The following is a 23556-nucleotide window of genomic DNA, read 5'->3' as shown; positions in this document are numbered from 1 at the left end:
CACGCGGCGGCGCGATTAAATAGCCCGCACGTCATCCCGATCCATCACTACGGCGAAATCGACGGGCGCCTCTATGTGGATATGCGCCTGATCGAGGGCCGCGACCTACAAACCGTGCTCGCTGATGGGCCACTGGAACCCGCGCGAGCCGTGCGCATCATCGAGCAGGTCGGCAAGGCGCTACATGCCGCCCACGAGGTTGGCCTGCTGCACCGCGACATCAAACCCTCCAACATCCTGCTCGATCGCGACGACTTCGCCTACCTGATCGATTTCGGGATCGCCCGCGCCCTGGATGAAACGCGAATGACCAAGTCCGGCCATATGATTGGCACCTTTCAGTACATCGCACCCGAGCGGTTAGATAACAGAACAGAAGATGCCCGCGCCGACATCTATTCGCTGGCCTGCGTGCTCTATGAATGCCTGACCGGTCACCCACCGTTTGACGGCGACACCATGGCCCGCCTGGTCGCCGCGCACCTGAGCGCCCCGCCACCGCGGCCCTCGATCACCCGACCGGACGTGCCCACACCGGTCGACGAGGTCATCGCGACCGGCATGGCCAAAGACCCAGACCAGCGGTACGCGACCACCGTCGAGTTGGCTGACGCCGCGCGCGACGCGATCACCGTTCCCATTGCGCGGCCCGCAGTGAATCCGACGCGTGTGCGATCAACGGAACCGGCGTCACATCCGGTAACCGCTCTGCCGGCAACCGTCAGAGCCGAGCCGCCGGTACCCGCCGGGTCGGCGGTGCCACAGCAACCCGCCCCGCCCGTGCCGACAACGGCTGGCAGGATGAGTCGACGCACCACACTCACGTTGATCGGTGGCGGCGCGGTCGCCGCGATCGCAGCCGCCGTGGGCATCCCCACCCTAACGAAGAACCGGCCATCGCAGTCACCGCCTCGGACCTCATCGCTACGAACCTATGGCCCCCAGGTTGTGCTGCCGTTCACCGGCCTCAAGGGTCCGTATGATGTCGCAGTGGACAGCGCCGGCAACGTGTATGTCGCCGATGGCCACAACAAACGAGTGTTGAAGCTGGCCGCGGAGTCGTCCACCCAAACCGTGCTGCCGTTCACCGACCTCAGCAACGCCATCGAAAGCGTAGCCGTCGACAGTGGTGGCAACGTCTACGTCGCCGACCCATCAGGCGCCCGGGTGCTGAAGCTGGCGGCGGGCTCGTCCACACAGGAGGGGCTGCCCTTCACCGGCCTCAAAGAGCCCAATGGTCTAGCGGTGGACAATGCTGGCACCCTCTACGTCACCGACTGGAACACCAAACGGGTGGTGAAGCTTGCGGCGGGCTCGTCCACGCAGGAGATGCTGCCGTTCACGGGCCTCTACCCCCCCACGGGTGTGGCGGTGGACGGCGTCGGCGCCGTCTACGTCACCGACGGCAGCAACCGCCGGGTGGTGAAGCTTGCGGCGGGCTCGTCCACGCAGGAGGTGCTGCTCGCCGGCCTCGACTGGCCCCACGATGTGGCGGTGGACAGTGCCGGCACCCTCTACGTCACCGTCGGCGACGGCAGCAACCAGGTGTTGAGGCTTGCGGCGGGCTCGTCCACGCAAGAGGTGCTGCCCGTCACCGGCCTTCGCGACCCCCGCGGTGTGGCGGTGGACGGGACCGGCAACCTCTACATCACCGACCACGACAGCAACCAGGTGCTGAAGCTGCCGGTTGAGTGAGTATTAGTCTCGGGGGTAGTCCGTCGTTGGGCCCGCCGTAGGGTTCCTATTGGCCGCTTGGAGTCTCCGGACGTGTTGGCACAGATCAGATGTATAGCGGTCATCTCACACCGTCAAGGACTAACAAGACTACGAGCACCGGGAGATGGCCGAGGCCATTGGGTTGCGCCATTACGCGACGGCAGCCTTCCGAGTTGGGAACAAATTTGGGAACAAAACTCCGCGAAACTGGCCCAAGCCAGTGCAACACGGCGCAACCACCCGAACGCGTAACCCCGTCTGACCTGCACAAATGAGACAACGCGAACACCCGAAATCCCTGGCCCGTAGCTCATAACCCAGAGGTCGCAGGTTCGAATCCTGTCCCCGCTACCAGCGGAAATGGCCCTCGGAGATTTCTTCGGGGGCCGTTTTCATCCCGTTTGGAACGCGCTGTACCTGCGTCGAGTGTGACGGACTTCAACCGAAAACAGTGACGCAGTTCATAACCTCCTGAGCGTCAATTGGGTCATCCTGATCGTTCGTTTGCGTATCTATCTAATGGCTGGGAGCGCGATGGCCAACCTTGACTTTGCCTATGACCTGACCCTTGACGAGGCGCGCCGACGCAGCGCAGCGCTCGAAGCGATAGGTGGCGATTGGGACCCCGTCATCGTGCTCGCCGAGGAACAGAAGGCCTACGAAATGCTGTACTCGGACCTGGACGAGGAGCAGCAGAGGGTCTACGACGAGTTGGTTCGCGCCGGCGTCCTGCCCGAACGGACGACTGATCGTGTTACCGATTGATCCGACCGCCGACCGCAACCGCCGCGCATGGCTACCCTGCCCGTGCTGCGATCACGGCGCCAAATGTCGTGATTGTCGGAGCAGCCGAAACTGCGCTACCCACTGGCAGTACCTGCTGAGCAATCAGGGGACTTTGGTGCATCTGCAATGTGCGGATTGCGGTTATCTCTGGTCGACTGACACGCATCGCCACACGCGCGCCTTTGGCCGCTAGGGGTGGCTTCCGGCTCTACTGAGTCATTTGGGTGGCGGGGGATCAGCGTAGCGAGGTTACGAATAATGTTGTGCAACAACGCATAACACATCGGATCAGAACGGTCCGGATTTGACCGCAAAAGGTTTACGTCGATGTCGCCGTCTCAACTGGAGCGAATTAGCGCCCTGATGGCGCCCCGGCTGCAGGGCAGCTGAGCGCGTCGGACATTTCCGACCGGGCATTCGCCGCTGACCGAATTGTCCGAGTCGTGCGTCGCGCAGAGCTTCCCGCGTTAGTCTTTGCCGATGATCGCGGGCGATAAGGCGCCTGACTTCACTTTGTACGATCACACCGGTCGGCCTCGGACACTGTCGGCGCTCCTTTCCGACGGGCCGGTGGTGCTGTTCTTCTTCCCATTAGCGTCCTCGCCGATCTGTACAGCCCAGGCTTGTCATTTCCGGGACCTGAGCAACGAATTCGCCACGGTGGGCGCCCAGCGGGTGGGCATCAGTACCGACACCGTCGACAGGCAGGCCCACTTCGCCCAACAGCGCAAGTTCGACTATCCACTGCTCTCCGACGCCGACGGCGTGGTGTCGGAGCTGTTCGGGGTGCGCCGAGGCAGGTTCGCCAAGCTGCGTAGATCCGTCGTGGCGCGTGAGGCGGCCCGGGGTGGCCGGCACGCTCGGCGCCGTGGGCTGCTGGCCCGGCTGCTCCCGGTCAGACGGACCACATTCGTCATCGACACCGACCGCACCATCCTCAAGGTCGTCTCCAGCGAGCTGCGTGCATCTGTGCATGCCGACCAGGCGTTGTGGTTCTTGGAGAACCACAACATCCCGCAAAGGCGCACCGACGCGTATCAGCAGTCGGAGGGCAGGGGTGAACCGATTCGCGACTTGTTCACAGAACCGGACACCGTGGACGAACCGAGCCTGGTCCGGCCATACACGTTCACGGCAGGTCGCACCGACTCCGATGTCGAACTGCCACCCGAGGCGCCGGTCGAAGCCCTCAACGACCCAGCGAAGCCGCCGCGCTGGCCGAGAAATGATGTGCGGCGCCAGATCCTGACATTGTGCGTCCTGAGCCCCTCGGTCGCAGAGATCGCCGCTCGTCTGTCCTTGCCGCTCGGTGCGACGCGGTTCCTGGTCGGCGACCTGGTGACACAGGGTTATTTGCGGGTGCACGCTCCCCTCGGTGACGCGATGACAATCGACGAACGACGTGAATTGATAGGCAGGACCCTGCGCGGCCTGCGAGCACTCTGAGGCGAAAGTCGCGCATGGCGCCTGCCGAACCGGGCCGCATCGGGGCCAGGACTGCCAGTCGGGTGTTTAGCTTTGACTATGGAATTTCAACCTCGGTCGCACTGGCGCAAACGCGTGGTCATTCGGCTGATCGTCGCCCTGCTGGCCGGTGTCGTCATTGCGCTGGCGCTCGGCTCCACGACGGGATGGCGGTACGCGCCCGCCGTGGGATGGATTGCCGCAGCCGGCGTGTATCTCGCCTGGACCTGGATCGTCGTCTTGCCGATGGACGCCGAACAGACGCGTGCCCATGTACGTCCCGAGGACCCACCCAGAGGGTGGGTCACCGACGGCATCATCCTGGCCGCGAGTGTGGCCAGTTTGGCGGGTGTGGCCCATCTGCTTGCCGCCGGGTCGAAGTCCGGAGTCGAGAAGCAGGTCGCCGCGGCGGTAGGCGTGATCAGCATTGTCGCCGCCTGGTGCGTGGTCCACACGGTCTTCAGCGTCCGTTATGCCGACGTCTATTACTCGAACGAAAGCAGCGGGATCAACTTCAACGGCAAGGAGAAACCACGGTTCGTGGATTTCTTCTACCTGGCGTTCACCGTCGGCATGACTTACCAGGTGTCCGACACCAGTCTGGAGAACGGACAGTTCCGTGCTCTCGTGCTGTGCCAGGCGCTGCTGTCCTATCTTTTCGGGGCGGTCATTCTCGCGGTGACCATCAATCTGGTTGCCGGACTTAGTAATTAAGCAAGCTGACAACGCAGGCACGACCCTCGGCCGGCCCGCCGCGCTGTGACATATTCCACACCGCTGTCTGTTGTAACGTCTAGACAGCAGTCCATTTTTGCCGGTAACGTTCCTGAGCAATCCCGGCTATTCCGCTGTGCACGCGGTGACAAGACCTAAGCGTCGGCATCGACGGAGCGCAATAGCCGTGGCGAAATCGAAAATCTTGGTGCGAAGGATCAAGCAGTGAAACGACTTAGCGGTTCGGACGCGATGATGCTCTACAGCGAGGCCCCCAACGTGCCGATGCACACGGTCAAGGTCGCGATCGTCGATGCACCGAACGCCGGCAGTTTCTCGGTTGACACCGTCCGCAACGTTCTGCACCGGCGCCTGCACCGATTCGAGCCGATGCGACGCATACTCGTAGAGACCCCCTACGCGTTCCACCGCCCGATGTGGCGGCAGAACTGTCCGGTCGACCTCACATATCACGTCCGGCCACTACAGCTACCGGCCCCCGGCGGGCGGCGGGAACTCGACGAGGCGATCGCCCGATTGATCGAGGAGCCGTTGGACCGCACGCGGCCGTTGTGGGAGATCTATGTGGTCGACGGTCTGGCGGACGGACGGATCGCCGTCGTCACCAAGATTCACCACGCGCTCGCCGACGGTGTCGCGTCGGCAAATCTTCTCGCCGGTGCACTCGACAGGCCGGAAGCCTTCAGCGCTGCCGAGTTCGATCCGCTTCCGGGCAGGACTCGGCTGCTGTGCGACGCCGCCCGCGACCACCTGGGCCAAATCGCTGAATTGCCAAGCCTTTTACGCTATACCGGGGCCAGCGTCCGTCGGGTCCGTCGCATCCGACGAACCGGATCAGAAGCACGCATCAAAGCCCCCGAGTGCTTCACGAACCACCGGCTCACCACCGGCCGCCAGTTCGCAACGGCCAGCCTGCCGTTCGCTGATGCCAAACTGGCTACCCGTCAATTGGGTTGCACGATAAACGATTTGATCCTGGCCATGAGCGCAGGTGCGGTCCGGGAGCTGCGGCTGCGTTACGACGGCAGCTCGGACACTCCGCTGGTGGCCATGGTCCCGGTGTGCCTCGACTCGTCGCCGGGAAGGTCGGCCGGCAACAACTTCACCCAGATCGCGGTCGCGCTACCCGCAGACATCGCCGACCCGCTGCACCGCGTCAAACACAGCCACGACGCAGCCGTCGCCGCCAAGCGACTGCATACCATCCAGGGGCCGGAGCTATGGACGCGATGGTTCGACTACATGCCGCCCGGCCTGGCGCGGATGCTCACCGGCTGGATGGCGCGGACGGACACCCACAACAAAATGCAGAACCTGGTGGTCTCCAATGTGCCCGGGCCGCGCGAGCTTGTGACGGTCGCCGGCACGCAGGTCGCCGAGTTCTACTCCGTGGGCCCACTGGTGGCGGGGAGCGGCCTGAACATCACCGTATGGAGTTATGCGGATCAGCTGAACATCTCCGTTCTGGCGGACGCCGTGACGCTGAACGACGCCCACGAAGTCACCGACGCGATGATCCGCGAATTCGCGCAGATCAGTGCTGCCGCAGGATGTTTCATCAGCTCCGCCGAAGCCGGCCAGCGCGAGTACCAGGCCGTCGTAGCCTAAACCGAAAGGACACCGTGACTACCACCGATATCGCCGAACCCGAGATCGCGAAATGGGACCCGGTTCTCACCGAGCGAGTCATCGGCGCCATCCGGCCAATGCTCAAGCGCTACTTCCGATCCGAGGTGTACGGACTCGACAACGTCCCCGCCGGCGGTGCGCTGGTGGTCTCCAACCACTCCGGCGGTCAGCTGGCGTTCGACGTGCCGATCTTCGCCGTCGATTGGTATGCCGAGCACGGTTACGACCGCCCGATCTACACGCTCAGCCATGACATGATCATGGTCGGGCCGGTCGGGAACTTCCTGCAGAAGATCGGGTTCATCCGGGCAAATCACGACAACGCCGCCAGGGCGCTGCACAGCGACGGCCTCGTGGTCGTGTTTCCAGGTGGTGACTATGACGCCTACCGTCCGACGTCCGCACAGAACGTCATCGACTTCGACGGTCGGACCGGTTACGTGCGGGCCGCAATCGAGGCCGGGGTACCCATCGTCCCGATGGTCTCCATCGGCGGGCAAGAGACCCAACTGTTCCTCACCCGCGGCACCTCGCTGGCGCAGCGCCTCGGTCCGGTCGCTCGGTGGGCACGCGCCAAAATCGTCCCGATCACGGTGGGTTTCCCGTTCGGCGTGAGCCTTTTTGTACTGCCGCCGAACCTTCCGCTGCCGGCCAAGATCGTGACCCGAGTCCTCGAGCCGATCCACATCCGCGAGAAGTTCGGCAAGAGCCCGGACGTCGCAGACGTCGACGCCCACGTGCGCGAGGTCATGCAAGCCGGACTCGACGAGCTCGCCGCCGCCCGTCGATTCCCGATACTTGGCTGAACCACTCCCTCCGGAGGGAGGCGACCGCGTGGATGTAGTAGCGTCTAGACACATGTCCAACGGTATGTCGGTCGAGTCAGCACGTCGCCGGTTCACCGGTAAACGCGCCGACACCGTCCTGAAACTCGGGCGGGCCACCCTCGAGGTGCTGCGCGACGTGGGCTACCAAGAGCTGACGCTGCAAGCGGTGGCCGCACAGGCCGGACTGGCCCGCGCGACCGCCTACACCTACTTCTCGTCCAAAGAACACCTGATCGCCGAGGTCTTCTGGCGGCGGATGTCGAGTATCGAGCCGGCCGGCGACGAATCCGATGTGGTGGAGCGGGTGGCAGGCGTGTTGCGAGATCTGGCGTTCATCGTCGGCGACGAGCCGGCGCTGGCCCACGCCGTGGCGGTCACCATGAACAGTGGTGATCCGGACGTGGAACTGCTTCGCATGCAGATGGGCCGCTTCGTGCGCGACCTGCTCACCTCTGCCGTCGGCGAGGACGCCGATCCGGAATCGGTCGTGCTCCTCGAGCTGATCTATGTCGGCGTAATGGTCCGCGCCGCCAGTGGCACGATGTCTTACCGCGAGGTCGCCGACCACCTGGACGCTGCCGTGCGGCGCATCCTTTCCACTGATTCGAGACGATCAACCAAGGCGCGCCGTAGCCGCTAGACATGGTGCCAGCAGCGAATCATCCTGGCGGCCAACGGTTCCCAGACCACCTTGAAAGTCGGCCCTGAGCCGTGGTTTTCGTCGCGCGACCGGCGGGTATGAGTTCGGGATGGTCGATGAGACGAAGCTGCCCCTGCGCGCGCTCGGTCTGGTGTGCAGCCTGAAACCCAGTCCCGCACCGTCCAGCAGCGCCCTGATGGCCGAGCATGTGGCGGGCAAGCTGAGGGACGCAGACGTCGAAACGGAGCTGATTCGCTGCGTCGACCATGCGATCGCACCGGGTGTCGAAGACGACATGGGCTCCGGCGACGAGTGGCCACAGATCCGGCGCAAGGCGTTGGACGCCGACATTCTGCTCATCAGCACACCGATCTGGCTGGGCCATCCGTCGAGTGTCGCGCAACGCGTGCTGGAACGCCTCGACGCGGAGCTGTCCAACACCGACGACGATGGCAGACCCGCCATGGTCGGCAAAGTCGCGATTGTCGGCGTGGTGGGCAACGAGGATGGTGCGCACAAGGTGGTCGCCGATCTGTTCCAAGGGCTCAACGACATCGGATACAGCATTCCCGCGCAGGGTTGCACCTATTGGAACGGTGCGGCAATGGAATCGACCGACTACAACGATCTGGACGAAGTGCCGGATCAGATCGCGTCCGCCACCGCGGCCGCCGCCCGCAATGCAGCGCACCTGGCACGGGTTCTGCGGCGGCGGCAATACCCTCCTTATGACACGTAAGCAATTGCGCCCGACGTCATTTCGAGCGACAGCGACAGGACGATCCGAGCTGCTTCGGATGAAACATCTTGGCCCCCAAGCATTTCACTGTAGATACCGTCCGAAGGAGTTGCGATGGGAGATGTGACAGACGCCGGCGCCGAGGTGGTCGACGGCGCACGGCACGAAGCGCAGGTGTATCGCGGCGACAATCCCCGCCCGCTGGCCGGCTATCTGGTGGTGCTGGTTGTTTACGGCCTTTTGGTATCCGTCACGACGGTGATCGCGGCCCTCACCGGTCGCAGGCTGCCCGACCGCTGGCCGGTGCAGGACCTGGTCACGGTGACGTTGGGTACCCACAAGCTGTCGCGAACCTTGACCAAGGACGCCGTGACGAGCCCGCTGCGAGCAGCATTCACCCAGTACGCCGGCACCGGCGGGCCGGCGGAGGTGCATGAAGAAGCAAGACAGTCGGGCCAGCTGCGGCACAGCTTGGGTGAGCTGCTGACCTGCCCCTTCTGTCTCGACATGTGGGTCGCCACCGGATTCGTCATCGGCCTGATTTTTGCCCCGAGGTTCACCCGGCTGGTCGCGGGCACCTTCACCGCACTGGCCGGGGCGGACTTCCTTCAGCTCGGTTACGCAATGGCCCAACAGTCGGCCGAAGGTTGATTGGCTCCGCCTCAGGTTTCAGTCCACCCCGCACGGGTAGCCCTCGCAGGTCGCGAGTCTGTATCGAGAGGGCTTCATCGTTCCGCTGTGCGGATTGGTGCTCTTGCTGGCCGACGTCGCGGTGATGGTGACCTTGTTCAGAACATAGCAATGCAAATGGCCCCAGCCCGATTTCGGGCCGGGGCCATTTCTAGCTGCTGGCTACTGGTTGGCGCGCTCGCGCTCTTCCGCAGCGCTGGCCGCACCGCGGGCGGCTTCCGCCTCGGCTTCCTTCTTGGCGGCATTGCGCTGAGCGTCGGCCTTGTCCTGCTGGGCCTGGCCCTCACGCTTGACGTCATCGCGACCGGTCACGGCACCGATGACTTCCTTCGCCTTGCCCTTGACGCCTTCGACGACGCCTTCGACGGCTTCCTGGGGGCCACTTTTCTCGCCCATGAATTCCTCCCTCTCATCGCTTCTTTCGTCGGCTGCACGGGCCACTCTTCGACCTCGCGCACCCAGCGGACCCCGGTCCGGAGCGCGAGCCAACCGCGTCTTCCGTCCGATACCGCTTCGCGCAGTGTTTCCGGATGGCAGGGATCTGAAACATGTGGCGTGGCTCACCGACCTGGGCCGGCGCGATAGCCGGCGTGTCTGCCACCACGAATAACATTTGGGTCACGATAGGCCGTCACGGATTCCCCAGGGATCCCTAAGAATCGCGCCGCAATTCTGAGAATTCTCAACTTCGGGCCCCCAGTCTGGTTGCCCGCTTAGTGAAAACGCGCGGTTTGAGTGGTTTTGTGTGGTCGACGCCACTGAGTCGCCGGCTCTCCGGGGTCCGGACGGGTTCGTCGTGGGCGAACGTCAGATTCGCGCGGTTTCGCTTCGGCTACTTTGAATTTCGGGGCATCGGGAACCTCAACGATCAAGTCGCAACATTCGAAGGAACACATCATGAAATTCAGCAGTGTGCCCGCACGCCGGCGATTGGCCGGCGTCAGCGCGGGGTGTCTGCTCGGGGGACTGGCCGTCGGAATCGTCGGTACCCCCTCGGCGGCCGCAGCGCCCGACTGCAGCCCGGACGGCGTGAACGCCACCGTATCGTCGGTGACCGGCGCCGCGCAGCAGTACCTGGGTAGCCACCCGGGAGCCAACCAGGTAGTGACGGCGGCTTATGGCCAACCGCGTCCGGAGGCGGCTGCCAACTTGCGCAGCTACTTCACCGCGCACCCGCAGGAGTATTACGAACTGCGCGGCATTCTGGCGCCGATCGGGGACACCGAGCGTCAGTGCAACGTGACGGCGCTGTCGCCTGGTCTGGAGTCCGCCTACCACGAGTTCATGGCTGGCTGATTCGCTAGGCAGGTTCATACCAGGTTCATGCCTGCGTGCCGGACGCGGCGCGCAGGCATGAACTGCCGCTTGCGCGGGTAACTTCTGGTAAGCCAACGGAAGTGGAGAACGGTCATGCGTCTGCGTCGTAGCGTGGTGAGCAAACCGGGTATTACCCGCAAGCGCCGCGGGAAGGGTTTCGCCTACTACGATTCTGAGGGTGATCCGGTCTCCGATCCTGAGACTCTGCAGCGGATAAAGGATCTGGTCGTCCCGCCGGCGTGGAAGAAGGTGTGGATCAGCCCACACCCCAACGGGCACATCCAGGCCGTCGGCACCGATGCGGCCGGGCGCCGTCAGTACCTTTACCACGTCGCCTGGCAGCAGGAGCGTTCCGAGGAGAAGTTCGACCGCGTCCTGGAGTTGTCCAAGGAGCTGCCGGCGTGGCGGCAGCAGATCGCGCGTGATCTTGCGGGCCGGGGGCTGGCTCGTGACCGAGTGCTGGCGTTGGCGCTGTATCTGCTTGACCGGGGCTACTTTCGGGCAGGCGGTGACCGATACGCGGAGGAGAACGAGTCTTACGGCATCGCCACGCTGCAATGTCAGCATGTAACCGTCCGCGGTGACACAGTGCGGTTCGACTATCCCGCCAAGAGCGGAGTGCGCCGCACGCTCGAGATCCAGGATGTTCAAGTGGTCCGCGCAGTGCGGTCATTGCAGCGCCACGGCGATCGTTCGCGCCGACTGCTGGTGTGCCGGGCGGGATCCCAGTGGGCGGAAGTCCGGGCCGAGGACCTCAACACCCGGTTCAAGGAACTGGTGGGTGACGAATACAGCGTGAAAGACCTGCGAACCTGGCATGGGACCGTGCTGGCGGCAGCGGCGTTCGCCGATGGGGACCCGGCCGTGTCCCGGCGGGTGGCCAAACGTGTCGAGTCCGCTGTGATGAAAGAGGTTGCCGAGGAGCTGGGCAACACCCCGGCCGTGGCGCGTGGTTCGTATGTGGATCCGCGGGTCGTCACCGGTTACGAACAGGGCATCACCATCGGCGCTGCGACGCGACGAGCGGCGCGCACCCGCCGGTCCGACATCGCGCAGGAGATCCTGGAAAAGGCCACGCGATTGATGATACGGCGAATCGCCAAGGGCAGCACCGCATCTGGACCACCTACGCTGGCCAAATCAGCATGAGTCGTCAGCCCGGCTAGGCCGCGAGGGTCTCGCGGGGAACGGTGACTTCAGCGATGAAATCGCCGAGGTAGCGTATCGCCCGGCGCCCTTCCGGCAGAATGTCTGCTGCCAAAGGAAAGTCGTGGACCTGCCCCTGCCACACGTGCAAGTCGCACCGGACCCCGGCCTCGGTCAGCCGCCGTGCCATCAACTCCGCGTCGTGCAGCAACAATTCGTCGCCGCCGGCATGAATCGCCACCGGAGGCATTCGCGACAAGTCGGCATCGACGGGCGGCACCAGCACGCAAGGGGATTCGCCGGCGCTGAGGCGCTTATGACACCGTTCGACGTACTTGGCGAACACCGGCAGGACCCGGCCGCTGAACATGGCGCATCGGCGGGCGTTCGGATGAGCCAGCCTGCGTGCGGAATCCAGGTCTGTCAGCGGCGAAACAGTCGCGATCCCAGCCGGCGCGGCGTCACCGCACTCAATCATGTTCAGCGCGAGCATGAATGCCAACATGCCGCCCGCCGAGTCACCCGCGACCACCACGCTGTCCGGCGGATAGCCTTGGCGCCGTAGCCATTGCAAGGCGTCGACACAATCGGCGAGGGCGTCGGTGACCGCATGCCTTGGCAGCATGCGATACCCGACGTTGAGGACCACCGCGTCCGCGGCCCTGGACAGCCGCGCCACCATCGAGCGGTGGGTATTCAATCCGCATGCCAGGAACGCGCCACCGTGCAGATACAGCACCGCTCGCGACGTGGAAACACCATGCGCAGAAATCAACTCGGCTCTGCAATGCGGAAGCCGCACCTGCCGAATCGTCGCCTGCCCGCGCCACGGCACAAGTCCGGCGAGGAAATCTATCGCAGCGAATGGCCAGCTGAGGTTCGGCCGGAGCGCCCAGATCCGCACGGCATTCTTCACAAAAGCACGGCAACCCGCAGCTACGGCAACGGACTGCACACTGCGGCGCCGATGGAGTCTCCGCGGAACCACGTCCCCCGGATCCGACTCGCCTGCGGCTTCTCTGTACATTTGGTCAACTTTCTAACGTTGTAAGTCCAAATACCCGGCCGAGAACGCCATAAACGTCAGGGGTGGCCCAACTTTCGCATGCATCACGAGATGAGAGTCGGCGTGGCGCTCGAGTGATTACTGAGTTTGAGTGAGCCGGAGCAGTATTCGAGCGGCCGACGTCAACGTTCGATGTTGAAGAAGGATTCGCCGTCTTCCGGAGTTCCGTCGATCTGGCCGCGATCACGGCCGTGCCGGTCCGGATCGATATGGTCCAGGTCGTCGTCGCTGACTACGTTTAAGGCGCCGCCCGCCCGCGCGTCGTGTGCGTCGCTTGCGGTCGTTTCAGGATCAGAAACATCCGGCACATCCGCTTCGTCCGGCGTCTCGGCCGACAGCTTGTCGTCGAGCGACTCGTGTTCCTCGGCGTCGATCCACTGGTCGGGCGGGTCGACCACCTCGTCGCCGTCGTCGTTGCGTATCTCGTCGGAGTCCAGGCTCTCTGACTGATCCAACATGTCGTTGCCGAAGTTGTCGGTGTCCACGTCGGCCGATTGCCCGCCACGCCGGGACATTAAACCGAAACCCGTTTTGAAGGCCGCCGGAAGGGTATGTAGCAAAGCGTCTGAGCAGGAGTTCTCATGAAAGCTGTTACCTGGCACGGCAAGCGTGACGTGCGCGTCGAGACTGTGCCCGACCCGAAGATCGAGCAGCCCAACGACGCCATCATCGAAGTCACCTCGACGAACATCTGTGGGTCGGACCTTCATCTATACGAAGTTCTCGGCGCCTTCATGAACCCGGGGGACATCCTCGGTCACGAGGCGATGGGGGTCGTCCGCGAGGTGGGCAAAGAAGTGGGCGACCTGCGCATCGGAGACCGGGTTGTCATCCCCTTCCAGATCTCGTGCGGCAGCTGTCACATGTGCGGCGAGCAACTCTATACCCAATGTGAAACCACCCAGGTCCGCGACCAGGGTATGGGTGCCGCACTATTCGGCTATTCGGAGCTCTACGGTGAAGTACCGGGTGGCCAAGCCGAATTGCTACGCGTCCCGCAAGCCCAGTTCACGCACATCAAAGTCCCTGTCGTACAGCCGGATTCGCGGTTCGTCTACTTGTCGGACGTGCTGCCGACGGCCTGGCAGGCGGTAGCGTACGCCGACATCCCACCGGGCGGCTCGGTGACCGTGCTCGGCCTCGGTCCCATCGGCGACATGGCCGCCCGCATCGCCGACCATCTCGGCTACCGGGTGTTCGCCGTCGACCTGGTGCCCGAGCGGCTGGCCCGCGCCGCACACCGCGGCATCCACACCGTCGACCTCAGCCGTCTCGATGTCACCTTGGGCGAGCAGATCCGGGATCTGACCGACGGGCGGGGTACGGACTCTGTGATCGATGCCGTCGGGATGGAGGCACACGGCTCCCCGGCGGCACGGCTGGCACAGCAGGCCACCGGCATACTGCCGGATGCGCTAGCCAAGCGGCTGATGCAGACCGCCGGCGTGGATCGGCTCAGTGCGCTGTACTCCGCCATCGACGTGGTGCGCCGGGGCGGGACGATATCGCTGGCCGGGGTCTACGGCGGGATGGCCGATCCCCTCCCGATGCTCACTCTCTTCGACAAGCAGATCACCTTGCGGATGGGTCAGGCCAACGTCAAGAGGTGGGTGGACGACATCATGCCGCTGCTCATCGACGGCGATCCACTGGGGGTCGACTCCTTCGCCAGTCACGTGCTGCCTCTCGACGAGGCTCCGCACGCCTACGAGATCTTCCAGAAGAAGCAGGACGGCGCGGTGAAGGTGATGCTGAAGCCGTGAAATTTGGCTCACAATGCGGGGCAAAAGCGGTGCCGTGCAGGGCTTTTCAGGCATCGAGGCGCCGGCGGCGACCACGGCGCGCGGTTTGACGCGCACCACGGTAGGGTATGAACGCGCCATGACCAGCACACCCGCCCCCGCCCCCACACCCAGCGGTGAAGTGTGGCCCGGCAAGGCATACCCATTGGGCGCGACGTACGACGGAGCGGGTACCAACTTCGCGTTGTTCAGCGAAGTGGCCGAACGCGTCGAACTCTGCCTGTTCGACGCCGACGGGTCCGAGAGCCGGATACCGCTGCCCGAGGTCGACAGCTTCGTCTGGCACGGTTTCGTGCCCGCCATCGAGCCGGGCCAGCGCTACGGCTACCGCGTCTACGGTCCGTACGAGCCGGAGGCCGGGCTGCGATGCAATCCCAACAAGCTGCTGCTCGATCCGTATTCGAAGGCCATCGACGGCACGTTCGACTGGAACCAGTCGCTGTTCAGCTACACGTTTGGTGACCCGGACAGTCGCAACGACGACGACTCCGCGGCCAGCATGCCCAAGTCGGTGGTGATCAACCCCTACTTCGACTGGGCCAACGACCGTCCGCCGAACCACGAGTACGCCGACACCGTCGTCTACGAGGCCCATGTCAAGGGTCTGACCCGGACCCACCCCGACATCCCCGAACAGATACGCGGCACATACGCCGCCGTGGCTCACCCGGTGATCATCGAGCACCTCAAGGGCATCGGCGTCACGGCGATCGAGCTGATGCCGGTGCACCACTTTGCCAACGACTCCACGCTGGTCGAAAAGAATCTGTCGAATTACTGGGGCTACAACACCATTTCGTTCTTCGCGCCCGACCCCAAATATTCCAGCGCAACTTCGGCGGGGGGCCAGGTGCAGGAGTTCAAGGCCATGGTGCGCACCCTGCACGAGGCCGGCATCGAAGTGGTCCTCGACGTGGTCTACAACCACACCGCCGAGGGCAACCACCTGGGCCCGACGCTGTCGATGCGAGGTATCGACAACGCCGCCTACTACCGGCTCGTAGACGACGACAAGCGGTACTACATGGACTACACCGGCACCGGCAACAGCCTCAACGCCGGGCATCCGCACGCGCTGCAGTTGATCATGGACTCGCTGCGCTACTGGGTGACCGAGATGCACGTCGACGGCTTCCGATTCGACCTGGCCTCGACATTGGCCCGCGAGTTCTACGACGTCGACCGGTTGGCGACGTTCTTCGAACTCGTGCAACAGGATCCGACGGTCAGCCAGGTCAAACTGATCGCCGAACCGTGGGACGTCGGGCCCGGCGGCTACCAGGTGGGGAACTTTCCGCCGCAGTGGACGGAGTGGAACGGGAAGTACCGCGACACCGTGCGCGACTTCTGGCGCGGTGAGCCGGCCATGCTCGACGAGTTCGCCTACCGGCTGACCGGGTCAGCCGATCTCTACGAGCACACCGGTCGCAGGCCGGTGGCGTCCATCAACTTCGTGACCGCCCACGACGGATTCACGCTGCGCGACCTGGTGTCCTACAACGAGAAGCACAACGAGGCCAACGGCGAGGACAACAACGACGGCGAGAGCCACAACCGGTCCTGGAACTGCGGGGTAGAGGGGCCCACCGACGACGCCGGTGTCAACGAGCTGCGTGGTCGTCAACAGCGAAACTTCATGACCACCCTGCTGCTGTCGCAGGGTGTGCCGATGATCTGTCACGGCGATGAGCTCGGCCGTACCCAGAACGGCAACAACAACGGCTACTGCCAGGACAACGAAATCACCTGGATCGACTGGGACAAAGCCGACACCGGACTGCTCGAGTTCACCGCGACGGTGTCAGCACTGCGTGCCAACCACCCGGTGTTCCGCCGCCGCCGCTTCTTCAGCGGCAAGCCGGTTGGCCGGCGCGGTCAAGACGGTCTGCCCGACATCGCCTGGTTCGCTCCCGACGGCACGGAGATGGCCGAAGAGGACTGGGGGACGGGCTTCGCGAAATCGGTTGCGGTGTTCCTCAACGGCCACGGCATTCTCGACCGCGATCCGCGCGGTCAGCGAGTGCTGGACGACTCTTTCCTGCTGTGCTTCAATGCCCATAACGAGCCGATCGAATTCACAGTCCCACCAACGGAATTCGGCGCCCGATGGCGAGCCGTGGTGGACACCGGGGACGGGGAGACGCTGGCTGCCTACGAAGTTGGCCCGGCCGCGAAGTTCACCGTCGACGCCCACACCGCCGTGGTGCTGCAGGCCGTGCCCGGCGAAGACCGCTGATCCGCGCAGCGGCACGATCCGCATCACGCCGGCGTGCCCGAACTGCGGACCGTCAGCCCGGGATCTTGCCGAGAACGTAGTTGGTGATCCCCACCGCCGGCTTGGAGCGATCAGTGGTGGTGCCCGTGGCGGCGTACGACAGGCTCACGTCGACGACGACGTTGGCTTTAGCGGCGATGGCCCGGACCGAGCGCCGCAGGCCCTTGGTCTCCACTTCGATGGTCGTGATGCCGTTGCCGGCATCGGTCGGAGGGCTTACCGAAAACGTCAGGATCTGACCCGACGGGAGAGTCACCTTCACTTCGCCGCCGCATTGGCGCCATCCGGAGAGCAATTGCGTGAGCTGCTTTGCGGCCGCGGCCGGCTCACGAAATGCCGCCACCGCCGCAACCACCTGTTGCGAGTTGGCTGCGTTGCTGGTGTCGGAAAATTCTGATGCGCGGTAACCGAATACGGCTTCGACCTGATATGCGTCCGAGCCGCCCGGGCCGATGCTTCCCCAGCACTCGGGGCGGTCGATGTGCCCTTCCCGGCTGTTGCTGGCGATACGGTCCCAGGTTTTGCCGGTCGCCAGGTTCTGGTCGCCGGTGATTTTCTTGACGTCGGGCAGGCCGGGCAGCAACCCGGCCAGATCGGCCGGCGCCACCGTCGGCGCAGGGGGTGGGCCGCTCGCGGCAGGGGGTGCTGCGTGCTGATTCGAGCTGATGGCGGCGACGGCGGCCCAACCGACCAGCGCGATCACAACGAGGGTGATGAATGCGTACGACAGCGCCACCCCCACCATGGCCCGGTCCCGGCCGCGCTCACCGGTACGACGGATTTGTGCAAGACCCAGGTGTCCCAGGATCGCCCCGGCGGGTGCGAACAGAAACGCGAAGACCAACGACAGGGTCGCGAACGCATTGACGGGCGGTTCCGTCGGTTCCGGGTAGTCCAGCGTCTCCGCCGCTTGCGGGTAGTCCAGCGGTTCCACCGATTCCGGGTAGTCCAGCGGCTCCGCCGGCGGCACACCGTAGGGAAGGCCGCCGGGCGGACCGTAGCTAACGGGCTCGTACCTAAAAGAATTGTGCCCGAATGGATCCTGTGGGTTGCTCACGCAGTGGTCCTCCTTGACCCCGCATGGTGGGGAGCATGTCGTCGAGAATAGTCGCGACTTGGTCGGTCCGGCTTCGATCGCGGCGGTCTCGATTGCGGGCGCCGTGGACGTGACGTGGCGTACACTTACCCATTAAGTCCGTTCTGGACTCTCTTCGCCGTTTAGCCCAAAGCGGTCGGTAGCCGCACGGTTGCCGGGCTGCGTGGCTGCGGCATCAGATTTCCCGGTCACCCAAGCCTGGTAGGCCGTGCGCCGCAGATAGCACGATCCGTCCCCGACGGATCCCGGTGCAGTGGGAGGGCCTTGCACAAGGTCCACCTCCGGGGGTGGCTGCTGCGTACGACTCACAGGAAGTGTGCCGGTGACGCAAGACCTGGCGCCTACGCCGATCAACCGGATCGACGACGTAATCGCTCCTGCCCGGCCCGCGCGGCCGGCCGAAGCACGATCGTCCGGGGATTCCTATGACGACGTCGTCGATATGTTCCTGGTGCTTCGCACGATGCCGCCCGAATCTCGCGAATATGCGCGGCAGCGCGAACGCATTGTCGTGCGATGCCTACCCTTGGCGGACCATGTGGCCCGTCGCTATGCACGTCGCGGCGAAAATCTTGACGACTTGATTCAGGTCGCGCGAGTGGGCCTGATGAATGCCATCAACCGGTTCGATCCCGCCAAGGGACCGAGCTTCATCGGGTTTGCCGTCCCCACCATGATGGGCGAGGTCAGGAGGCATTTCCGCGACCACACGTGGAGCATGCGAGTGCCCCGGCGGCTGCGTGAACTGCACGTCCAGATCGGCAAGGCCACGCCGGCGTTGATCCAGCGACTGGGACGAGCGCCGACAGCCAGCGAGATATCAGAGATGCTCGGAATCTCCCGCGAGGAGGTGGTCGAATGCCTGGTTGCGGGGGAGACCTATCGGCTCGAGTCGCTGGACGCACCCGTGGGTGCCGCGAGTTCGGGCAACGACAGGATGGTCGCTGAGTCGATCGGTGAGCTCGACCCACAGATCGACCACATCACCAACCGCGAGGCGGTGCGCGCCTTTGTTGCCGTGTTGCCGCAGCGCGAACGTGAGATTCTGCAGATGCGGTTCTTCGAGTCGATGACCCAGAGTCAGATCGCCCAGCGAATCGGCTGCTCTCAGATGCAGATCTCGCGCATCCTGGCCAACACTTTGCAACGCCTGCGCGACCAGCTCGAGTAGCCCGTGAGGGCTCGGGTCGCGCTGGTTTGAGCGTGGCACTGCCGGGTACCTAGCCACGGTGGGCCTTCTCGTCGAGACGTGGCCAGAGAGCTGGCATCGCAGTCGCCTCTTTCGATTACTCAGCCTCGGTGGTTACGTCGCGTTCGACTTGCCAAGGGTGGTGACCGGGTTGGGCGCGGTGCTGCTGTTGGGCATCGCGACGGCCCATGGGTACATCTTGGCCAGTGAGCCGTTGCTTCCCGGCTATTTCGTGGCGTATGCCATCTTCATGATCGCCGGCTGTCTGGCGGTCGCCGGCACTATCGTCTTTGGCAGGAATCCTGGTGTGGCACAGGCCGGCTGGTACTTCGGCGACCTACTCTCGGTTGTCTTCCTCGGGGTAGCTGTGGGCACCCGGATAGTGAGTCTGTCCGGTCTGGCCGCGCTGACCGGGCGATGGGACTTCGTACCCGTGACTTTTGCGCTTGCGTTCGCGGCGGCCTTCATCGCAGTGCACGGGTCGGTTCTGGTGGGCATCAATGTCGCCTATCCGCGGCGGCAGCAGTGGAGCGACTGAACGTACCCACGGCGAGGCGTCAACCGGCCGGCTGATGCCCGGTCGGTCGCTGCCGACACCTGGACCGGCACGTTTGATTCCGACACCCGAGGGTACGCAACATCAATGGGCCCTCTAGTTGGGTTGCGGCCGACAAGTTTTCGGCGCAGGTTGCCCAGAACATGACAGTGCTCGACTACCCGGTGTGGCTGCGCGTCGACCATTGGCTCAACGTGTTGTTCCTGACGTTGTTGTTGCGCAGCGGCATCGAAATTCTCTCCACTCACCCGAAGTTGTACTGGCGCGAGGACAGCAAGCCGGGCACCGAGTGGGCACGCTTCACCACCAAGCAGATGCCGACGGACAAGCTGTTCGACACGCTCGACGAGGAGGAGGACTACAGCTCCATAGTTTCCCTGCCCGGCCACAAGAAGCTCGGTATGGGCCGGCACTGGCACTTCATTTCGGTGATCGGCTGGATTGCGGTGGGCTTTTCCTACTACGTGCTGCTGTTCGCCACCGGCCAATGGCACCGGTACTGGCCGTATTCGTGGTCGATATTCCATGAGGCCTACGCCGACATCGTCACCTACATGTCGTTCAATCTGCCGCCGCTGCTGCCCGGCGAGCCGCTGGACGCGATTCAGAAGCTCACCTACGCCGGCGTCATCTTCCTGCTGGCGCCGTTCCAGATCCTCACCGGCGCCGCGCAGTCACCGGCGTTCGAGGCCCGGTTCCCTTGGTTCGTTCGGTTATTCGGCGGCCGGCAAGGAGCACGCAGCCTCCACTTCCTCGGGTTGATTGCGTTCGTCGTCTTCATCGTCATCCACCTGTCGATGGTCTTCTTCTGGGGCTGGGGACAGCTCACCGCGTCGATGATCTTCGGCTCCGTTCGCAACATCAATTGGGCGACGGCATTGTCCTTCGTGATCATCGGCACGATCGTCGCCATCCACATCGCGGCGACGGTGTGGAGTCTTCGCCGGCCCGTCCAGGTGCGCCGGGTGCTGGGCGCGGTGGTCACGCGGGCCCGGCTCATGCTGCTGCGCCCGCTGAACTCGCGACAGGATTATCCGAAAGAGAAGCTGTCGGAGGAACATCGGGTCAACGGCAAACCACCGTGCTCGAACGAGTACAAGGTGATGGCGGTACACAACTTCGTCGACTGGCGCCTGCGGGTCGGTGGACTGGTCGAACGGCCGGTGACCCTGGACCTGGCCGCGCTGCGTGCGCTGGCGGAACCGGAAAGCCAACGGGTACTGCACAATTGCGTGCAGGGCTGGTCGAGTATCGGCGAATGGAAGGGGCTGCCGCTGGCACGCCTCGCCGAGCTGGTGGGTCCGCTGCCCCAGGCACGGTACGTGTGCTGTTTGAGCATGCAGGACACCGGCCGTGACGAACCCAGTGCGGAGGGTGAGGGGCAGTTCTACGAGGTGATGGATCTCGAACTTGTCTACAAGCCGCAAACCATCCTGGCCTACGAGATGAACGGAAAGCCGTTGCCCATCAAGCACGGTGCGCCGTTGCGGTTGCGGGTGGAGACGCAGGTGGGATTCAAGATGGTCAAGTGGATCAACCAGATCGAGTTCGTCGACGACCACCGCGGCATCGGATACGGGTTGGGCGGTTGGCGTGAGGACAACGTGCATTACGACAAGGACGTGGAGATCTGAGATGAGCGCCTACGCGCGGCACACCGAAGATGTCATGCTGCGTCCCGAACTCGTCGCCCTCGACCAGGCGGCACGGGAACGCGTGCTGAGCCACGTTGCCGCGAAGGGCGGCTTCTGCGAATGCTGTGGCGGAAAGGAATTCGACGTCGGCTGCGCGCTGTACCTGGGATTCCTTTTTCTCGACGAGGAACTCGACGCCTATATGGTCGCGCTTACCTGTCGCAACCCGGGCTGCGCCAAGCCGAGAACCGCAATCAGATTGCCGGAGAAGGACTTTCTGGACGACGGGGACTACCGCGCCAAGAGCTGGACTGCCGGGGCGCCCGGTGGCGCTTAGCTTTCGCGGGTTTGCCTTCGGTGAAGACCGGCTGAGCGAGCCGGAACCGGTCGATCAGTCCGGTCAGCGTCCGCAATTCGGCACACAGTTCGTGAAATCTGTGTTCATCCGCCTCGGTGAGCATGCCCAACGCGCTGTAGTGCACCAGCCGTCGTAGCCGGCCCGCCTGTATCGTTCCCCATCGGATGCTGAAGTCGTAGCGCTGGCCTTCGCTGACCTGACCTTGGCTGCCAAGCTCTTTGAGCGCCCTGATCTGTTCGGTGAGCAATTCGACGTCGGCGTTGATGTCGACGCCGGTGCCTTCTGCGCCAGTGCGGTGCTGCGTCACACTCATCGGGTTCTCCTCGCGCCTCGTCGTCAGTCTGGTTGGGGTCATAAGTGGGGTTTGGCGACGCCAACCACATCGCCGGTCTCGGCCAGTGTGAGATAGACCCGGTGCGGCCCGATTGCCATACCGGACACGCGTGCCGATTTCACTGCCTCGTCAGGCAGAGCAGCCCGGTAGTCGATGACCCGGACGACTGGAATGGTGTGCTGCGGAAAGCCAGTGAAACTCGCGGTTTCGAGCACCACCAACTCGCGGTCGGTAGCGGCATAGATCCGGGTGTCATCGGTCCCCAGTGCGCGAATCGGCGCCGGCAGCCGGGTGCGGGCCAGCACTGTCATCCCGTGTCCGCCGCGGCGGGCGTCGAGAGCATAGAGCACGTTGTCGTCGTGTCCGGCAACGTAACTGCGCCCCACCGAGGTGCCGTCGCCCGCGGCGACAGCAACATCGATGCTCAGCGAGCCACGTTCCTCCGGCGGCGACGAGGGACCCTTGTAGTGGCGAACACCCGATGATCCGAAGAGGTGGTAGTCGATGTCGCGACCCCGGTTGGCACCGTCGATGGCGTCGGCCGGGTCGCCGCTGACTTTGGCGGTGGCCAGTTTGCGGAGCCCATACTGATCCACCGGTGTCACCGACTTTCCGTCGGCGGACAGCGCCAGCAACACGCGCAGTCCCGCGTCTTCGGAAAGATAGGCCGGGGCCGGGCCGGCGTCGAAATCGTCGACCTGGCGCAGACTTTCCAGGTCCACGCTGGCCACCCTGCCGCGCTCTGGCTGCGGCACGAACACGATTCCGTCGTCCTTCTGGCTGATCTGGAGGTTGCGTCCCGCCGCCAGCGGGGCTGAAATCTTTGTCTTGGGATGCTGGGGACGGTCGCCTGCGCTGATCTCGGCCACCCGGTGATCTTCGGTGAGCGCGACGAGGGCATGCATGCGATACGACCAGACGGGGTTGTGCAGCGCCGTGCCGACCGACCAGGTGACGACCTCCGGCGAGGTTTCCAACGTCGTCCCGGGGGCAGCACACCCGTTCGCGGCCATGAGTGCGCCGCACGTACCCAGGTGCAGCAGCCACGGCCAACGGCCCACGATCCCACCGTCCTTCCCGCGATGCCGTTATCTGGATGCAGTACCCGTGGATGGGGGCTGCTACACCACGTTCGGGTCGTCGGTTGGTCGGCTGGCCGACCCCCGCCGCGAGTCACCCAGTCCCCGTGCTCCGCGCTTGCGACGCCATCCCCGTTTCGGGCTGACAGGCGGGGGTATGCCCAGGAATATGACGTCACTGGGCTACTTCCTGTCCTGCGAAGCATTTCCTCGAGATGGCTTCTTCGACTTCTGGTCATCCGAGATCGCAGCTGAGTTCGCTGCCTGAAATCGAATCATGCCTACCACCAAGCCACCCGGGGCGCAGAGTTACCTTCCCGAAGATCAATCGCTAGAGTCGTTGCAGGCCGCGGCCGAAACTTGCCGGGGCTGCCCGCTTTTCGAGAACGCCACGCAAACGGTCTTCGGTCAGGGAAAGGCCGGGGCGGCGATGATGTTGGTGGGCGAACAGCCGGGCGATCAGGAAGACCGCGCGGGC

Annotated in this window: 23 protein-coding genes and 2 pseudogenes; 19 read left to right on the top strand and 6 right to left on the bottom strand. The window is 64.2% G+C overall.

Annotated elements, in window-relative coordinates; all coding sequences use genetic code 11:
* The 10 genes and pseudogenes from A5791_RS07970 to A5791_RS07930 form a co-directional block, all read left to right on the top strand.
* On the top strand, positions 1 to 1695 hold a 1695-nt coding region (locus A5791_RS07970), incomplete at its 5' end, for a serine/threonine-protein kinase PknD (protein WP_156661065.1).
* 555 nt (positions 1696 to 2250) lie between these two features.
* Positions 2251 to 2481: a DUF6400 family protein gene (locus A5791_RS07965; protein WP_231995830.1), complete on the top strand. Its 231-nt coding sequence runs from the start codon at positions 2251 to 2253 to the stop codon at positions 2479 to 2481.
* Between the two features lie 501 nt (positions 2482 to 2982).
* Positions 2983 to 3501: pseudogene (locus A5791_RS27685) on the top strand (peroxiredoxin); the annotation flags it as partial.
* A gap of 96 nt (positions 3502 to 3597) precedes the next feature.
* Entirely contained in the window at positions 3598 to 3948 is a 351-nt protein-coding gene (locus A5791_RS27680; RefSeq protein WP_369828032.1) for a DUF742 domain-containing protein, read from the top strand.
* Between the two features lie 78 nt (positions 3949 to 4026).
* A complete protein-coding gene (locus A5791_RS07955) occupies positions 4027 to 4680 on the top strand; it encodes a DUF1345 domain-containing protein (RefSeq protein ID WP_067233690.1) in 654 nt (217 codons plus the stop codon).
* Positions 4681 to 4905: 225 nt separating this feature from the next.
* Complete coding sequence (locus tag A5791_RS07950) at positions 4906 to 6309, top strand: wax ester/triacylglycerol synthase family O-acyltransferase (protein ID WP_067233688.1); 1404 nt, start codon at positions 4906 to 4908, stop codon at positions 6307 to 6309.
* 14 nt (positions 6310 to 6323) lie between these two features.
* Positions 6324 to 7136, top strand: coding sequence for a lysophospholipid acyltransferase family protein (locus A5791_RS07945; RefSeq protein WP_067233686.1), 813 nt, complete (start codon positions 6324 to 6326; stop codon positions 7134 to 7136).
* A 52-nt stretch (positions 7137 to 7188) separates the two neighbouring features.
* A complete protein-coding gene (locus A5791_RS07940) occupies positions 7189 to 7797 on the top strand; it encodes a TetR/AcrR family transcriptional regulator (RefSeq protein WP_067233684.1) in 609 nt (202 codons plus the stop codon).
* A gap of 109 nt (positions 7798 to 7906) precedes the next feature.
* The gene (locus tag A5791_RS07935; RefSeq protein WP_067233681.1) at positions 7907 to 8536 is read left to right on the top strand and encodes a flavodoxin family protein; all 630 of its coding nucleotides are present in this window, start codon (positions 7907 to 7909) and stop codon (positions 8534 to 8536) included.
* Between the two features lie 114 nt (positions 8537 to 8650).
* Positions 8651 to 9187: a DUF1360 domain-containing protein gene (locus tag A5791_RS07930; RefSeq protein WP_067233679.1), complete on the top strand. Its 537-nt coding sequence runs from the start codon at positions 8651 to 8653 to the stop codon at positions 9185 to 9187.
* A gap of 201 nt (positions 9188 to 9388) precedes the next feature.
* On the opposite strand, the gene A5791_RS07925 is transcribed toward A5791_RS07930, so the two are convergent.
* Positions 9389 to 9622, bottom strand: a complete 234-nt coding sequence (locus tag A5791_RS07925) for a CsbD family protein (protein ID WP_067233708.1) — start codon at positions 9620 to 9622, stop codon at positions 9389 to 9391.
* Between the two features lie 501 nt (positions 9623 to 10123).
* Here A5791_RS07925 and A5791_RS07920 point away from each other — a divergent pair.
* A complete protein-coding gene (locus A5791_RS07920; RefSeq protein ID WP_067233705.1) occupies positions 10124 to 10522 on the top strand; it encodes a heme-binding protein in 399 nt (132 codons plus the stop codon).
* Between the two features lie 114 nt (positions 10523 to 10636).
* On the top strand, positions 10637 to 11692 hold the full coding sequence (locus A5791_RS07915; RefSeq protein ID WP_067233676.1) for a DNA topoisomerase IB: 1056 nt from the start codon (positions 10637 to 10639) through the stop codon (positions 11690 to 11692).
* A 13-nt stretch (positions 11693 to 11705) separates the two neighbouring features.
* Here A5791_RS07915 and A5791_RS07910 read toward each other — a convergent pair whose 3' ends face one another.
* Both A5791_RS07910 and A5791_RS07905 read right to left on the bottom strand, forming a co-directional pair.
* On the bottom strand, positions 11706 to 12716 hold the full coding sequence (locus A5791_RS07910; RefSeq protein ID WP_067233674.1) for an alpha/beta hydrolase: 1011 nt from the start codon (positions 12714 to 12716) through the stop codon (positions 11706 to 11708).
* A 161-nt stretch (positions 12717 to 12877) separates the two neighbouring features.
* Positions 12878 to 13270 (bottom strand): hypothetical protein, encoded by a 393-nt coding sequence (locus A5791_RS07905; RefSeq protein ID WP_067233672.1) that lies wholly within the window; start codon positions 13268 to 13270, stop codon positions 12878 to 12880.
* A gap of 66 nt (positions 13271 to 13336) precedes the next feature.
* Between A5791_RS07905 and A5791_RS07900 the strand changes: the two genes are divergently transcribed.
* Together A5791_RS07900 and glgX are read left to right on the top strand one after the other, a co-directional pair.
* Entirely contained in the window at positions 13337 to 14518 is a 1182-nt protein-coding gene (locus tag A5791_RS07900; protein ID WP_067233670.1) for a zinc-dependent alcohol dehydrogenase, read from the top strand.
* 118 nt (positions 14519 to 14636) lie between these two features.
* Positions 14637 to 16793, top strand: coding sequence for a glycogen debranching protein GlgX (gene glgX / locus A5791_RS07895; RefSeq protein WP_067233703.1), 2157 nt, complete (start codon positions 14637 to 14639; stop codon positions 16791 to 16793).
* A gap of 52 nt (positions 16794 to 16845) precedes the next feature.
* Here the strand turns inward: glgX and A5791_RS07890 are convergent, their stop codons facing one another.
* Positions 16846 to 17889, bottom strand: coding sequence for a sensor domain-containing protein (locus tag A5791_RS07890; protein WP_067233668.1), 1044 nt, complete (start codon positions 17887 to 17889; stop codon positions 16846 to 16848).
* Positions 17890 to 18286: 397 nt separating this feature from the next.
* Between A5791_RS07890 and A5791_RS07885 the strand changes: the two genes are divergently transcribed.
* The 4 genes from A5791_RS07885 to A5791_RS07870 all read left to right on the top strand — a co-directional run bounded on the left by A5791_RS07885 (position 18287) and on the right by A5791_RS07870 (position 21644).
* Complete coding sequence (locus A5791_RS07885) at positions 18287 to 19099, top strand: SigB/SigF/SigG family RNA polymerase sigma factor (protein WP_369828031.1); 813 nt, start codon at positions 18287 to 18289, stop codon at positions 19097 to 19099.
* Between the two features lie 58 nt (positions 19100 to 19157).
* Complete coding sequence (locus A5791_RS07880) at positions 19158 to 19655, top strand: oxidoreductase (protein WP_067233665.1); 498 nt, start codon at positions 19158 to 19160, stop codon at positions 19653 to 19655.
* Between the two features lie 161 nt (positions 19656 to 19816).
* Positions 19817 to 21307, top strand: coding sequence for a molybdopterin-dependent oxidoreductase (locus A5791_RS07875; protein ID WP_067233663.1), 1491 nt, complete (start codon positions 19817 to 19819; stop codon positions 21305 to 21307).
* Between the two features lies 1 nt (position 21308).
* Positions 21309 to 21644 carry a hypothetical protein gene (locus A5791_RS07870; RefSeq protein ID WP_067233661.1) on the top strand — a complete coding sequence of 112 codons (336 nt, stop codon included), beginning with the start codon at positions 21309 to 21311 and terminating at the stop codon, positions 21642 to 21644.
* Here the strand turns inward: A5791_RS07870 and A5791_RS07865 are convergent.
* Positions 21562 to 21978 (bottom strand): hypothetical protein, encoded by a 417-nt coding sequence (locus tag A5791_RS07865; protein WP_067233658.1) that lies wholly within the window; start codon positions 21976 to 21978, stop codon positions 21562 to 21564. The genes A5791_RS07870 and A5791_RS07865 overlap by 83 nt on opposite strands.
* A gap of 38 nt (positions 21979 to 22016) precedes the next feature.
* Positions 22017 to 23012, bottom strand: a complete 996-nt coding sequence (locus tag A5791_RS07860) for a hypothetical protein (RefSeq protein WP_067233699.1) — start codon at positions 23010 to 23012, stop codon at positions 22017 to 22019.
* Positions 23013 to 23355: 343 nt separating this feature from the next.
* Here A5791_RS07860 and A5791_RS07855 point away from each other — a divergent pair.
* Positions 23356 to 23556: pseudogene (locus tag A5791_RS07855) on the top strand (uracil-DNA glycosylase); the annotation flags it as partial.

This window comes from Mycobacterium sp. 852002-51163_SCH5372311 (assembly GCF_001667115.1).
Classification (GTDB): Bacteria; Actinomycetota; Actinomycetes; order Mycobacteriales; family Mycobacteriaceae; genus Mycobacterium.
The sequence above is the reverse complement of the archived record's forward strand: the minus strand, read 5'-3'. Positions and strand labels throughout refer to the sequence as shown.